Annotated in this window: 24 protein-coding genes; all 24 read right to left on the bottom strand. The window is 42.3% G+C overall.

Going from position 1 to position 11,238, the window contains the following annotated elements:
• Positions 1-307, bottom strand: a 307-nt coding sequence (gene rpsM, locus SP041_RS10860) for a 30S ribosomal protein S13 (RefSeq protein ID WP_137297752.1), incomplete at its 3' end; no start/stop codon positions are given.
• Positions 308-443: 136 nt separating this feature from the next.
• Complete coding sequence (gene rpmJ, locus SP041_RS10855; protein WP_011770886.1) at positions 444-557, bottom strand: 50S ribosomal protein L36; 114 nt, start codon at positions 555-557, stop codon at positions 444-446.
• A gap of 35 nt (positions 558-592) precedes the next feature.
• Complete coding sequence (secY, locus tag SP041_RS10850) at positions 593-1,921, bottom strand: preprotein translocase subunit SecY (RefSeq protein WP_025563064.1); 1,329 nt, start codon at positions 1,919-1,921, stop codon at positions 593-595.
• A gap of 6 nt (positions 1,922-1,927) precedes the next feature.
• Positions 1,928-2,362, bottom strand: a complete 435-nt coding sequence (rplO, locus tag SP041_RS10845; protein WP_025563065.1) for a 50S ribosomal protein L15 — start codon at positions 2,360-2,362, stop codon at positions 1,928-1,930.
• A gap of 2 nt (positions 2,363-2,364) precedes the next feature.
• On the bottom strand, positions 2,365-2,547 hold the full coding sequence (gene rpmD, locus SP041_RS10840) for a 50S ribosomal protein L30 (protein WP_025563066.1): 183 nt from the start codon (positions 2,545-2,547) through the stop codon (positions 2,365-2,367).
• 6 nt (positions 2,548-2,553) lie between these two features.
• Positions 2,554-3,054, bottom strand: coding sequence for a 30S ribosomal protein S5 (gene rpsE / locus SP041_RS10835; RefSeq protein ID WP_025563067.1), 501 nt, complete (start codon positions 3,052-3,054; stop codon positions 2,554-2,556).
• Between the two features lie 11 nt (positions 3,055-3,065).
• The gene (rplR, locus tag SP041_RS10830; RefSeq protein WP_025563068.1) at positions 3,066-3,416 is read right to left on the bottom strand and encodes a 50S ribosomal protein L18; all 351 of its coding nucleotides are present in this window, start codon (positions 3,414-3,416) and stop codon (positions 3,066-3,068) included.
• An 11-nt stretch (positions 3,417-3,427) separates the two neighbouring features.
• The gene (rplF, locus tag SP041_RS10825) at positions 3,428-3,961 is read right to left on the bottom strand and encodes a 50S ribosomal protein L6 (RefSeq protein WP_025563069.1); all 534 of its coding nucleotides are present in this window, start codon (positions 3,959-3,961) and stop codon (positions 3,428-3,430) included.
• Between the two features lie 10 nt (positions 3,962-3,971).
• Complete coding sequence (gene rpsH / locus SP041_RS10820) at positions 3,972-4,364, bottom strand: 30S ribosomal protein S8 (protein WP_025563070.1); 393 nt, start codon at positions 4,362-4,364, stop codon at positions 3,972-3,974.
• Positions 4,365-4,389: 25 nt separating this feature from the next.
• Positions 4,390-4,695 carry a 30S ribosomal protein S14 gene (rpsN, locus tag SP041_RS10815; protein WP_025563071.1) on the bottom strand — a complete coding sequence of 102 codons (306 nt, stop codon included), beginning with the start codon at positions 4,693-4,695 and terminating at the stop codon, positions 4,390-4,392.
• Positions 4,696-4,706: 11 nt separating this feature from the next.
• Positions 4,707-5,246 carry a 50S ribosomal protein L5 gene (gene rplE / locus SP041_RS10810; RefSeq protein ID WP_025563072.1) on the bottom strand — a complete coding sequence of 180 codons (540 nt, stop codon included), beginning with the start codon at positions 5,244-5,246 and terminating at the stop codon, positions 4,707-4,709.
• A 12-nt stretch (positions 5,247-5,258) separates the two neighbouring features.
• Positions 5,259-5,573, bottom strand: a complete 315-nt coding sequence (rplX, locus tag SP041_RS10805) for a 50S ribosomal protein L24 (protein WP_025563073.1) — start codon at positions 5,571-5,573, stop codon at positions 5,259-5,261.
• A 10-nt stretch (positions 5,574-5,583) separates the two neighbouring features.
• A complete protein-coding gene (rplN, locus tag SP041_RS10800) occupies positions 5,584-5,952 on the bottom strand; it encodes a 50S ribosomal protein L14 (RefSeq protein WP_025563074.1) in 369 nt (122 codons plus the stop codon).
• Between the two features lie 174 nt (positions 5,953-6,126).
• The gene (rpsQ, locus tag SP041_RS10795; protein WP_025563075.1) at positions 6,127-6,378 is read right to left on the bottom strand and encodes a 30S ribosomal protein S17; all 252 of its coding nucleotides are present in this window, start codon (positions 6,376-6,378) and stop codon (positions 6,127-6,129) included.
• The gene (rpmC, locus tag SP041_RS10790) at positions 6,378-6,569 is read right to left on the bottom strand and encodes a 50S ribosomal protein L29 (RefSeq protein ID WP_025563076.1); all 192 of its coding nucleotides are present in this window, start codon (positions 6,567-6,569) and stop codon (positions 6,378-6,380) included. Before rpmC ends, rpsQ begins: the two co-directional genes overlap by 1 nt.
• Positions 6,569-6,979, bottom strand: coding sequence for a 50S ribosomal protein L16 (gene rplP / locus SP041_RS10785; protein ID WP_025563077.1), 411 nt, complete (start codon positions 6,977-6,979; stop codon positions 6,569-6,571). Before rplP ends, rpmC begins: the two co-directional genes overlap by 1 nt.
• Before the next feature lie 12 nt (positions 6,980-6,991).
• Complete coding sequence (gene rpsC / locus SP041_RS10780; RefSeq protein WP_025563078.1) at positions 6,992-7,681, bottom strand: 30S ribosomal protein S3; 690 nt, start codon at positions 7,679-7,681, stop codon at positions 6,992-6,994.
• Positions 7,682-7,684: 3 nt separating this feature from the next.
• Entirely contained in the window at positions 7,685-8,020 is a 336-nt protein-coding gene (gene rplV, locus SP041_RS10775) for a 50S ribosomal protein L22 (RefSeq protein WP_025563079.1), read from the bottom strand.
• A gap of 8 nt (positions 8,021-8,028) precedes the next feature.
• Positions 8,029-8,304, bottom strand: coding sequence for a 30S ribosomal protein S19 (gene rpsS, locus SP041_RS10770; protein WP_025563080.1), 276 nt, complete (start codon positions 8,302-8,304; stop codon positions 8,029-8,031).
• Between the two features lie 14 nt (positions 8,305-8,318).
• Positions 8,319-9,146, bottom strand: coding sequence for a 50S ribosomal protein L2 (gene rplB, locus SP041_RS10765; protein ID WP_025563081.1), 828 nt, complete (start codon positions 9,144-9,146; stop codon positions 8,319-8,321).
• A gap of 11 nt (positions 9,147-9,157) precedes the next feature.
• A complete protein-coding gene (gene rplW, locus SP041_RS10760) occupies positions 9,158-9,457 on the bottom strand; it encodes a 50S ribosomal protein L23 (RefSeq protein WP_025563082.1) in 300 nt (99 codons plus the stop codon).
• Entirely contained in the window at positions 9,454-10,059 is a 606-nt protein-coding gene (gene rplD, locus SP041_RS10755) for a 50S ribosomal protein L4 (RefSeq protein WP_025563083.1), read from the bottom strand. Before rplD ends, rplW begins: the two co-directional genes overlap by 4 nt.
• 14 nt (positions 10,060-10,073) lie before the next feature.
• The gene (rplC, locus tag SP041_RS10750; RefSeq protein WP_025563084.1) at positions 10,074-10,712 is read right to left on the bottom strand and encodes a 50S ribosomal protein L3; all 639 of its coding nucleotides are present in this window, start codon (positions 10,710-10,712) and stop codon (positions 10,074-10,076) included.
• 15 nt (positions 10,713-10,727) lie between these two features.
• The gene (gene rpsJ / locus SP041_RS10745) at positions 10,728-11,039 is read right to left on the bottom strand and encodes a 30S ribosomal protein S10 (protein WP_025563085.1); all 312 of its coding nucleotides are present in this window, start codon (positions 11,037-11,039) and stop codon (positions 10,728-10,730) included.
• Between the last annotated feature and the right edge of the window lie 199 nt (positions 11,040-11,238).

Here is an 11,238-nt window from a genome sequence, read left to right as displayed (position 1 = left end):
TAGAACGCTGTCCACGTACAGGCAAGCTGCGACGATGACGAAGTCCACGGTAACAACCAAGGTCCATTAGACGCTTGATGCTCATAGATACTTCACGACGTAAATCACCTTCAACGGCGAATTTAGCTACTTCTGTACGAAGAGCTTCGATTTGTGTTTCATCCAGATCTTTAAGCTTAGTATTTTCAGCAATACCTGACTCAGCACAAATAATTTGTGAACGAGTCTTGCCAATGCCAAAAATAGCAGTTAATGCGATAACTGCATGCTTATGATCAGGAACGTTAATGCCAGCGATACGGGCCACTATGCACTCCTTAAAGTTAACGATTCATTTGCGAAAAGCCCGGTAGGATACTCGACAAATGATAAATTAGCAAACAAAACACAGCTTAGATGGAATTAACCACCTAAGCTGCTGATATATCCAAAATCTCTGTGGATTAGCCTTGGCGTTGTTTATGCTTTGGCTCTACGCAGATAACTCGCACCACACCGTGGCGTTTGATAACTTTGCAGTTACGACAGATTTTTTTAACGGATGCACGAACTTTCATTGCAACACTCCGTGATTATAACTATCAGACTCGGTTTATTTTCCGTAATCTTTCAAGTTAGCTTTTTTCAAGACAGAATCATATTGATTAGACATCAAATGAGTCTGCACCTGTGCCATAAAGTCCATGATAACAACAACAATAATTAATAACGACGTACCACCGAAGTAGAACTGTGTATTCATTGCAACCATCATAAACTCGGGAATCAAACAGATAAAGGTAATATACAACGCACCAGCTAATGTTAGACGCGTCATTACTTTATCAATGTAACGTGATGTTTGTTCTCCTGGACGAATTCCTGGGATAAAGGCACCGCTTTTCTTCAGATTATCTGCAGTTTCACGTGGATTAAACGTAAGTGCAGTATAAAAGAAGCAAAAGAAGATAATAGCAGCTGCATATAACATCATATGCAACGGTTGTCCCGGCTGTAAAGCCAATGAAACATCCGATAACCAGCTTAAACCTTCAGTCTGACCAAACCACTGGGCAATAGTACCAGGGAATAAGATAACACTCGAAGCAAAAATTGCAGGGATTACACCAGCCATATTTAATTTCAATGGCAAATGAGTACTTTGAGCAGCAAAAACCTTACGGCCTTGTTGGCGTTTAGCGTAGTTAACAACGATACGTCGTTGACCACGTTCAACAAATACTACAAAAGCAGTAGTTGCAAAAACGATAACAATTAATGCTAATAGCACTAGAAGATGAATTTCACCTTGTCGTGCTTGCTCAGCAGTTTGCCCGATTGCCGATGGCAACCCAGCAATAATACCTACAAAAATAATGATAGAAATACCATTACCAATACCGCGCTCAGTTATTTGCTCACCTAGCCACATAAGGAACATAGTTCCTGTCACTAAACTTACAACTGCCGTGATGTAAAAGCTTAGACCTGCATTTTCAACAAGTCCAGGCATCATCGTAGGCAAACCGGTTGCAATACCAATTGCTTGGAACGTACCTAATATCAAAGTACCGTAACGTGTGTACTGGTTTATCTTACGACGACCAGACTCACCCTCTTTCTTTAGCTCAGCTAAAGGAGGATGAACTACCGTTAACAATTGAATAATAATAGACGCAGAAATATACGGCATTATACCCAATGCAAAGATAGAAGCACGCTCAAGCGCACCACCAGAGAACATGTTAAACATTTCTATGATGGTACCCTTTTGCTGTTGGAATAAATCAGCTAGGACAGCGGCGTCAATACCAGGAATTGGAACAAAAGAACCTGCACGGAACACTAATATAGCGCCTAAAACAAACAATAAACGTGTTTTAAGTTCGCTCAATTTGCTTCCTTGTGCCGCTTTTGGATCTAATCCTGGTTTCTTAGCCATTGCCTATTATTCCTCGATTTTTCCGCCCGCCGCTTCAATTGCAGCACGAGCACCTTTGGTTACACCAAGGCCTTGTACTGTTACTGAGCGAGAGATTTCACCAGATAGAACTACTTTAGCAAACTTAGTTGTGTTTGTTAGTAGACCTGCCTGCTTCAACGTTTCTAGTGTTACGATATCGCCTTCTACTTTAGCAATTTCGTTCAAACGAACTTCACCGCTAACTAGAGATTTACGAGATGTAAAACCAAATTTTGGTAAACGTTGTTTTAATGGCATTTGACCGCCTTCAAAACCAGGACGTACAGTACCGCCTGAACGAGATTTTTGACCTTTGTGACCGCGGCCACCTGTCTTACCTAGTCCAGAACCGATACCACGACCGACACGTTTACGTACTGGTTTAGAACCAGCAGCTGGAGATAGAGTATTTAGTTTCATAATTACCCCTCAACCTTAACCATATAGTAAACTTTATTAACCATACCACGTACAGCAGGAGTATCTTGCAACTCTACTGTGTGACCGATGCGACGCAGGCCTAGACCTGTTAATGTTGCACGGTGCTTCGGTAAACGGCCAATTGCACTTTTGGTTTGAGTTACTTTAATCGTTTTAGTAGCCATGCTGAATTACCCCAGAATATCACTAACGTTTAAGCCACGCTTAGCTGCGATTTGCTCTGGAGAGTTCATACTCTCTAGTGCATCCATCGTAGCGCGGACAACGTTAATTGGGTTAGTTGAGCCGTAAGCTTTTGATAGTACATTCTGTACACCAACAACTTCTAACACGGCACGCATTGCACCACCTGCGATGATACCAGTACCTTCCGATGCTGGTTGCATGTACACCTTAGAACCAGAATGACGGCCCTTAACTGGGTGTTGCAGAGTGTTACCTTTTAATTGGATTTCGCTGATATTGCGACGTGCTTTTTCCATAGCTTTTTGAATAGCTGCTGGAACTTCACGAGCCTTACCATAGCCGAAACCAACACGACCATTACCATCACCAACAACTGTTAGTGCTGTGAAGCTAAAGATGCGACCACCTTTAACTACTTTTGAAACACGGTTTACTGCGATTAGCTTTTCGTTCAGATCACCGGTTTGAGATTCTACTTTTGACATAATCTTTACCCTTAGAACTGTAGACCAGCTTCACGAGCTGCGTCAGCTAGTGCTGCAACACGACCGTGGTATTGGAAACCGCTACGGTCAAAAGAAATTTTAGAAATTCCTTTCTCTACCGCACGTTCTGCAACTAATTTACCAATTAGTTGAGCTGCTTCTTTATTACCACCGTTCTTAACTAGTGCAATCACTTCTTTTTCTAATGTAGAAGCGCTTGCTACGACTTGTGCGTCTGCTGTAATTACCTGCGCGTAAGTATGGCGAGGTGTACGGTTGATCACAAGACGAGTTGCACCAAGATCTTGCAATTTCTTACGTGTGCGGGTAGCACGACGAAGACGAGATGCTTTCTTATCCATAGTGTCTTACCTTACTTTTTCTTCGCTTCTTTACGACGCACATTTTCATCAGCGTAACGAACACCTTTACCTTTATAAGGCTCTGGCGGACGGAAAGCACGAATCTCTGCAGCTACTTGGCCTACTTGTTGTTTATCAGAACCTTCAATGATGATTTCTGTTTGGCTTGGAGCCGTAGCAGAAATACCTTGAGGTAATGCATATACAACAGGGTGAGAGAAACCTAAAGTTAGGTTTACATCTTGACCTTTAACTTGTGCACGGTAACCAACACCTTGAAGAAGAAGAGTCTTCTTAAAGCCTTGAGTTACACCTACAACCATATTGTTAACGTTAGCACGTGCAGTACCTGCTTGTGCCCATGCGTCTTTAACACCTTCAACAGGTGCGAAAGTTAATACGCCATCTTCTAAATTAACAATAACAGCATCATTAAGAGTACGAACTAATTCGCTTTTACCACTTTTAACAGTGATCTCTTGACCATTTACTTTTACTTCTACGCCAGCAGAAACAGTAATCGGTGCCTTAGCTATACGAGACATAGATTACTCCTTAAGATACGTAACAGATGATCTCACCGCCGATGCTTGCATTACGCGCAGCTCGGTCAGTCATAACACCTTGAGAAGTTGAAACAATCGCAATACCTAAACCAGCCATAACCTTAGGAAGATCATTTGCACCTTTATAGATACGAAGACCTGGGCGGCTTACTCGTTTGATAGTATCGATTACTTTTTTGCCTTCGAAGTACTTTAAAGTAACTTCTAATTCAGGCTTTGTGTCACCAGCAACAGCGAAATCTGAAACATAACCTTCTGCTTTAAGCACAGCTGCAATTGCAACTTTTTGCTTAGAAGAAGGCATCTTAACAGATACTTTGCTTGCTGCTTGACCGTTACGAATACGCGTTAGCATATCCGAAATAGGATCTTGCATGCTCATAACTATTTACTCCGTGATTAATTGATTACCAGCTGGCTTTTTTCAGGCCAGGGATTTCTCCGCGCATCATATGCTCACGAACCTTAATACGGCTCATGCCAAATTTACGAAGATAACCATGTGGACGACCAGTAACGTTACAACGGTTACGTTGACGTACTGAACTTGAATCACGAGGTAGCGATTGAAGCTCTAATACTGCATTCCAACGATCTTCGTCAGCAGTATTTAGATTATTAATAGTTGCTTTTAATGCTGCACGCTTTTCAGCGAACTTAGCAACTAACTTCTCACGTTTTACTTCACGCGCTTTCATTGATTGTTTAGCCATTTTCTAACTCCTTACTTACGGAATGGGAAGTTGAACGCAGACAAAAGTGCGCGTGCTTCTTCGTCAGACTTAGCTGAAGTAGTAATTGTGATATCTAAACCACGTACTTTATCAACTTTATCGTAATCGATTTCAGGGAAAATGATTTGCTCACGAACACCCATAGAGTAGTTACCACGACCATCGAATGACTTAGCATTCAGGCCACGGAAATCACGTACGCGTGGGATAGCGATTGTTACCAAACGCTCAAAGAAATCCCACATACGTGCACCACGTAGTGTTACTTTACAACCAATCGGGTAGCCTTCACGAATTTTGAAGCCTGCCACAGAGCGGCGTGCTTTAGTGATCATTGGCTTTTGACCTGAGATTGCTGCCATATCTGACGCAGCGTGCTCTAGGACTTTTTTATCAGCCAGTGCTTCACCAACACCCATATTAAGGGTGATTTTCTCTATTCGAGGGACTTGCATGACAGACGTATAGTCGAATTGCTTTTGCAAATCAGACACCACGTTGTCTTTATAGAAATCATGCAGTTTCGCCATCGTAAACTCCAGTTACTTCACAAGTTCATTATTAGATTTGAAGAAACGTACTTTTTGTCCGTCTTCTAGTCTAAATCCAACACGATCTGCTTTACTCGTTGCCGAGTTGTAGATCGCAACATTTGATACTTCGATCGGTGCATTTTGTTCAATGATACCGCCAGCTACGCCCGCTTGTGGGTTTGGCTTTTGGTGTTTCTTTTGAATGTTTACACCTTCAATAATTACTTTACCGTTAGCTAAAACTTGAGAAATTTTCCCAGTTTTACCTTTATCTTTTCCGGCAATAACAATTACTTCATCGTCACGTTTTATTTTTGCTGCCATTTTCGGTTCCTTACAGTACTTCTGGCGCCAGTGAGACTATCTTCATGAAATTTTCATTTCGAAGCTCACGGGTTACAGGGCCAAAGATACGTGTACCGACAGGCTGGTTGTTTGCATTCAAGATAACCGCAGCGTTGCGATCAAAACGAATTACAGAACCATCGGGACGACGTACACCTTTTCTGGTACGCACTACCACAGCTGAATGAACATCACCTTTTTTAATTTTTCCACGAGGAATTGCTTCCTTCACAGAAACTTTGATGATGTCACCGATTGCTGCATAACGGCGATGCGAGCCACCAAGGACCTTAATACACATTACGCGTCGAGCGCCACTATTGTCGGCGACATCTAGCACACTTTGCATTTGGATCATTATAGTGCTCCGCTATTTACTATTGATACTCTCTAAATGAGTCGTGTTCCCATGTTTCAGGGAGCGGCATCATACCACCAACTTTATTAGAAAGATAGTCTAAAAAAACGGCACTCAAATCATGAGTACCGTTTAGCTTATGTAATCAAATTAAATTACCTGAAAATCAGTTAATTATGCTTTGGTTACGATTTTTGCCAATGTCCAAGATTTATTCTTAGATAAAGGACGACATTCACTAATTTCTACGTAGTCGCCTTCATTACATTGGTTTGTTTCATCATGTGCATGTAGCTTAGTAGTACGCTTCATGAATTTACCGTATAACGGGTGCTTCACTTTACGTTCAATTGCTACAACGATAGACTTGTCCATCTTTGCACTGATTACTTTACCTTGAAGAGTACGAGTATTTTTTTCGCTCATTACGCACCTGCCTTCTGATTTAATACTGTCTTAACACGGGCGATGTCACGACGCACTTGTTTAACTGAGTGCGGCTTTTCTAACTGACCTGTGTTTAACTGCATACGTAAGTTAAATTGCTCACGTAATAGGTTTAGAAGTTCAGCATTAAGCTCTTCAACGCTTTTTTCTTTAAGTTCGTTAGCTTTCATTACATCACCTTACGAGTTACGAAAGTTGTTGCCACTGGCAATTTAGCTGCTGCAAGAGCAAATGCTTCACGAGCCAATGCTTCTGGAACACCTTCCATTTCATAAAGAACTTTACCTGGCTGAGTTTGAGCAACCCAATATTCCACGTTACCTTTACCTTTACCTTGGCGCACTTCTAACGGTTTGCTGGTAATCGGTTTATCAGGAAACACACGGATCCAGATTTTACCTTGACGTTTAACATGACGAGTCATTGCACGACGTGCTGCTTCGATTTGACGAGCAGTAATTCGACCACGACCAGTTGCTTTTAAGCCAAATTCGCCAAAGCTTACTTCCGCACCTTTAGAAAGACCACGGTTGCGGCCTTTCATCATTTTGCGGAACTTCATACGTTTTGGTTGCATCATTAGATTTTACTCCTACTTACCGCGACCTTTGCGTTTTGGTTTAGCTGGCGCTTCTTCTTGTTGAAGTGGTAAACCACCAAGAATCTCGCCTTTAAATATCCAAACCTTAACACCAATGATACCGTAAACAGTCAATGCTTCTGATGTTGAGTAATCAATATCGGCACGAAGAGTATGCAGAGGTACACGACCTTCACGATACCATTCGTCACGAGCGATTTCTGCACCACCAAGACGACCACTAACTTGAACTTTGATACCTTTAGCGCCTAGACGCATAGCATTTTGTACCGCACGCTTCATAGCACGACGGAACATAACACGACGCTCTAACTGAGAAGAGATTGAATCTGCTACTAGTTTTGCGTCAAGTTCAGGTTTACGAACTTCTGAGATATTGATTTGAGCTGGAACGCCGGCCATTTTAGCAATAGCTGTACGTAGTAACTCAACATCTTCGCCTTTCTTACCAATTACAACACCAGGACGAGCTGTGTGAATAGTCACACGTACGCTTTTCGCTGGACGTTCAATAGTAATTTTAGACAAAGAAGCATTTTTCAATTTCTCTGTTAAGAATTTACGGATTTGAAAATCACTGTATAAGTTATCTGCAAAATCTTTTTTGCCTGCATACCAAGTAGAGCTAAATGCTTTAGTGATACCTAGGCGAATACCGTTAGGATGAACTTTCTGTCCCATTGTTTAACCCCTGTCTGATACCACTACTGTGATATGGCAAGAACGCTTCATTATGCGATCGGCACGACCTTTCGCACGCGGCATGATTCGCTTCATTGTAGGACCTTCGTCAACACAAATTTTTGTGATAACTAGCTCATCAACATCAGCGCCTTCATTGTGCTCGGCGTTTGCAATTGCAGAATCTACAACTTTCTTAATCAAAACAGCAGCTTTCTTAGGGCTGTATGATAAAAGTTCTAGTGCTTTTTCTACTGGAAGACCACGTACTTGATCTGCTACCAGGCGCGCTTTCTGAGCCGAAGAACGAGCGTATAAATGTTTAGCTAAAGCTTCCATAATTACCTCTATTTCTTCGCTTTCTTATCCGCGACATGGCCACGGTAAGTACGAGTTGGTGCAAATTCACCCAGTTTGTGACCGATCATTTCATCAGTTACGAATACTGGCACGTGTTGACGCCCGTTATGGACAGCGATAGTTAGACCAATCATATCAGGAATGATCATAGAGCGACGAGACCAAGTCTTAATAGGCTTTTTCTCGTTACTGTCAACCGCTTTCTCTACCTTCTTCAGCAAGTGTAGGTCAATAAAAGGACCCTTCTTGAGAGAACGTGGCATGGCGATACCTCTACTTATTTCTTATTGCGACGACGAACAATATACTGATCAGTTTTCTTGTTCTTACGAGTTTTGTAACCCTTAGTTGGAACACCCCAAGGCGAAACAGGGTGACGACCACCACTAGATTTACCTTCACCACCACCATGTGGGTGATCTACTGGGTTCATTACAACACCACGAACGGTAGGACGAACACCACGCCAACGCGTAGCACCAGCTTTACCTAGTTGACGTAGCATATGTTCTGCATTACCAACTTCACCGATTGTTGCACGACACTCAGCAGGGATTTTACGCATTTCACCACTACGTAAACGTAGAGTAACGTAAGCACCATCACGAGCTATAATTTGGCTGTATGAGCCAGCTGAACGTGCAATTTGTGCACCTTTAGCAGGTTTCATTTCTACAGCGTGTACTGTTGTACCTACTGGGATGTTACGCATCGGTAAACAGTTACCTGCTTTGATTGATGCATCTTCACCAGATTGGATCATATCACCAGCAACCAGGCCTTTAGGGGCAAGGATGTAGCGACGTTCACCATCAGCATAAAGTACTAGTGCAATATTTGCACTACGGTTTGGATCATATTCCAAACGCTCAACTTTTGCCGGGATACCATCTTTATTACGTTTAAAATCAACTAAACGATAGTGTTGTTTGTGACCACCACCGATATGTCGAACCGTAATGCGACCGCCATTATTACGACCACCAGATTTAGATTTTGACTCTAAAAGTGGAGCGTATGGCTTGCCTTTATGCAGATCGTTGTTTACCACTTTAACTAAGTGGCGACGACCTGGAGACGTAGGCTTACATTTTACAATAGCCATCTATAATTCCTCTACTCAGCGCCATCGAAACTAATGTCTGCACCTTCAGCCAGAGAAACGTATGCTTTTTTCCAGTCGCTACGGCGACCCATACGTTGACCTGAACGCTTGGTTTTACCCTTCACGTTAAGTGTGCGAACACCAGTTACTTCAACATCAAATAACTTCTGAACTGCCGCTTTGACTTCTGCTTTAGTCGCAGTACCTGCAACTTTGAATACCATAGTGTTATGGTTTTCAGCAGATAAAGTTCCCTTTTCAGAGATATGCGGGGCTAGAATAACTTGCAGTAAACGTGCTTCACTGATCATGCTAGGCTCTCCTCAATCTTTTTCACTGCATCAGCAGTTACTAAAACTTTATCAAACGCGATTAGGCTTACTGGATCAATACCTTGAACATCACGAACGTCAACTTTATACAAGTTACGCGCTGCTAAGAATAGATTTTCATCTAACTCTTCAGTGATAATCAAAACATCTTTAAGATCCATGTCTTTTAATTTAGCTGCAAGCTCTTTAGTTTTAGGAGCCTCTACAGTAAATTTTTCGACAACGATTAGACGATCCTGGCGAACTAACTCAGACAGAATACTTCTTACAGCACCGCGATACATTTTTTTGTTAACTTTTTGGCTATGGTCCTGAGGACGAGCTGCAAAAGTTACACCACCACCTACCCAAATAGGGCTTCGGATTGTACCTGCACGTGCGCGACCAGTACCCTTTTGACGCCATGGCTTCTTACCACCACCGCGAACATCACTACGGGTTTTCTGAGCACGAGTACCTTGACGAGCACCGGCTGCATATGCAACGACTACCTGATGTACAAGGGCTTCGTTGTATTCACGTCCAAAGGTAGTGTCAGAAACTTCAAGAGCACTTTGTGCATCTTTCAATACCAATTCCATTACTAACTCCTCGGCTATGCTTTAACAGCAGGTTTGATGAATACGTTGCCATTTTTCGCACCAGCTACTGCACCTTTAACGAGCAGTAAGTTGCGTTCAATGTCTACGCGAACAACTTCTAGGTTTTGAGTCGTAACACGCTCAGCACCCATATGACCAGCCATCTTCTTGCCTTTAAATACGCGCCCTGGTGTTTGACATTGGCCAATTGAACCTGGAGCACGATGGCTAATAGAGTTACCGTGAGTCGCATCTTGCATAGAGAAATTCCAACGCTTAACAGCACCTTGGAAACCTTTACCTTTAGATTGACCAGTAACATCTACTTTATTTATTTCGTTGAATAGCTCAACGCTTAGCTCAGCACCGACTTTGATATCTGCACCTTCGTTGTCGCCAAGAGTAAACTCCCAGAGACCACGGCCAGCTTCAACACCTGCTTTCGCAAAGTGACCAGCTTCTGGCTTGTTTACACGGCTTGCTTTTTTAGAGCCAGCTGTTACTTGAATAGCTTGGTAGCCATCAGTATCAAGTGTTTTAACTTGAGTAACACGATTTGGTGAACATTCAAGAACTGTAACTGGGATAGAAACACCATCTTCAGTGAAGATGCGAGTCATACCAACTTTACGACCTACTAGACCGATTGTCATTGCTTTAACTCCTTTCTAACCCAAGCTGATTTGAACATCAACGCCAGCAGCTAAATCTAGCTTCATAAGTGCGTCAACAGTCTTTTCAGTTGGTTCTACGATATCAATCAAGCGCTTGTGAGTACGAATCTCATATTGGTCACGCGCATCTTTATTTACATGCGGTGAAGTCAATACTGTGAAACGTTCTTTACGAGTAGGTAGTGGGATAGGACCACGTACCTGAGCACCTGTGCGCTTTGCAGTTTCAACGATCTCCGCCGTTGATTGATCGATCAATTTATGATCAAAAGCTTTAAGGCGGATACGGATTCTTTGGTTCTGCATGGACCAAAACTCCAATAGTTAAAAATACAACATACAAATAAACACCTGACAACCTATGCTAGATAGATCTCAAGTGTATATTCAAACTAGTAGCTCCCCAATTGGGAGACATTTTTGATAACCAATATCTGGCTATGGGGTTAAAAAACCCACCCGCCATATTGGCAAGTGGGCGTATAATACATTATCTATAAACTAA

This window comes from Psychromonas sp. SP041 (assembly GCF_000470315.2).
Taxonomy (GTDB): Bacteria; Pseudomonadota; Gammaproteobacteria; order Enterobacterales; family Psychromonadaceae; genus Psychromonas.
The sequence above is the reverse complement of the archived record's forward strand: the minus strand, read 5'-3'. Positions and strand labels throughout refer to the sequence as shown.

Bases quoted from the DNA above. Each gene is read 5' to 3' on its own strand.
- rpmJ (WP_011770886.1), bottom strand. From the start codon at position 557: ATGAAAGTTCGTGCATCCGTTAAAAAAATCTGTCGTAACTGCAAAGTT.
- secY (WP_025563064.1), bottom strand. From the start codon at position 1,921: ATGGCTAAGAAACCAGGATTAGATCCAAAAGCGGCACAAGGAAGCAAA.
- rplO (WP_025563065.1), bottom strand. From the start codon at position 2,362: ATGAAACTAAATACTCTATCTCCAGCTGCTGGTTCTAAACCAGTACGT.
- rpmD (WP_025563066.1), bottom strand. From the start codon at position 2,547: ATGGCTACTAAAACGATTAAAGTAACTCAAACCAAAAGTGCAATTGGC.
- rpsE (WP_025563067.1), bottom strand. From the start codon at position 3,054: ATGTCAAAAGTAGAATCTCAAACCGGTGATCTGAACGAAAAGCTAATC.
- rplR (WP_025563068.1), bottom strand. From the start codon at position 3,416: ATGGATAAGAAAGCATCTCGTCTTCGTCGTGCTACCCGCACACGTAAG.
- rplF (WP_025563069.1), bottom strand. From the start codon at position 3,961: ATGTCTCGTATAGCTAAGGCACCGATTACTGTTTCTGCTGGCGTAGAA.
- rpsH (WP_025563070.1), bottom strand. From the start codon at position 4,364: ATGAGCATGCAAGATCCTATTTCGGATATGCTAACGCGTATTCGTAAC.
- rpsN (WP_025563071.1), bottom strand. From the start codon at position 4,695: ATGGCTAAACAATCAATGAAAGCGCGTGAAGTAAAACGTGAGAAGTTA.
- rplE (WP_025563072.1), bottom strand. From the start codon at position 5,246: ATGGCGAAACTGCATGATTTCTATAAAGACAACGTGGTGTCTGATTTG.
- rplX (WP_025563073.1), bottom strand. From the start codon at position 5,573: ATGGCAGCAAAAATAAAACGTGACGATGAAGTAATTGTTATTGCCGGA.
- rplN (WP_025563074.1), bottom strand. From the start codon at position 5,952: ATGATCCAAATGCAAAGTGTGCTAGATGTCGCCGACAATAGTGGCGCT.
- rpsQ (WP_025563075.1), bottom strand. From the start codon at position 6,378: ATGAGCGAAAAAAATACTCGTACTCTTCAAGGTAAAGTAATCAGTGCA.
- rpmC (WP_025563076.1), bottom strand. From the start codon at position 6,569: ATGAAAGCTAACGAACTTAAAGAAAAAAGCGTTGAAGAGCTTAATGCT.
- rplP (WP_025563077.1), bottom strand. From the start codon at position 6,979: ATGATGCAACCAAAACGTATGAAGTTCCGCAAAATGATGAAAGGCCGC.
- rpsC (WP_025563078.1), bottom strand. From the start codon at position 7,681: ATGGGACAGAAAGTTCATCCTAACGGTATTCGCCTAGGTATCACTAAA.
- rplV (WP_025563079.1), bottom strand. From the start codon at position 8,020: ATGGAAGCTTTAGCTAAACATTTATACGCTCGTTCTTCGGCTCAGAAA.
- rpsS (WP_025563080.1), bottom strand. From the start codon at position 8,304: ATGCCACGTTCTCTCAAGAAGGGTCCTTTTATTGACCTACACTTGCTG.
- rplB (WP_025563081.1), bottom strand. From the start codon at position 9,146: ATGGCTATTGTAAAATGTAAGCCTACGTCTCCAGGTCGTCGCCACTTA.
- rplW (WP_025563082.1), bottom strand. From the start codon at position 9,457: ATGATCAGTGAAGCACGTTTACTGCAAGTTATTCTAGCCCCGCATATC.
- rplD (WP_025563083.1), bottom strand. From the start codon at position 10,059: ATGGAATTGGTATTGAAAGATGCACAAAGTGCTCTTGAAGTTTCTGAC.
- rplC (WP_025563084.1), bottom strand. From the start codon at position 10,712: ATGACAATCGGTCTAGTAGGTCGTAAAGTTGGTATGACTCGCATCTTC.
- rpsJ (WP_025563085.1), bottom strand. From the start codon at position 11,039: ATGCAGAACCAAAGAATCCGTATCCGCCTTAAAGCTTTTGATCATAAA.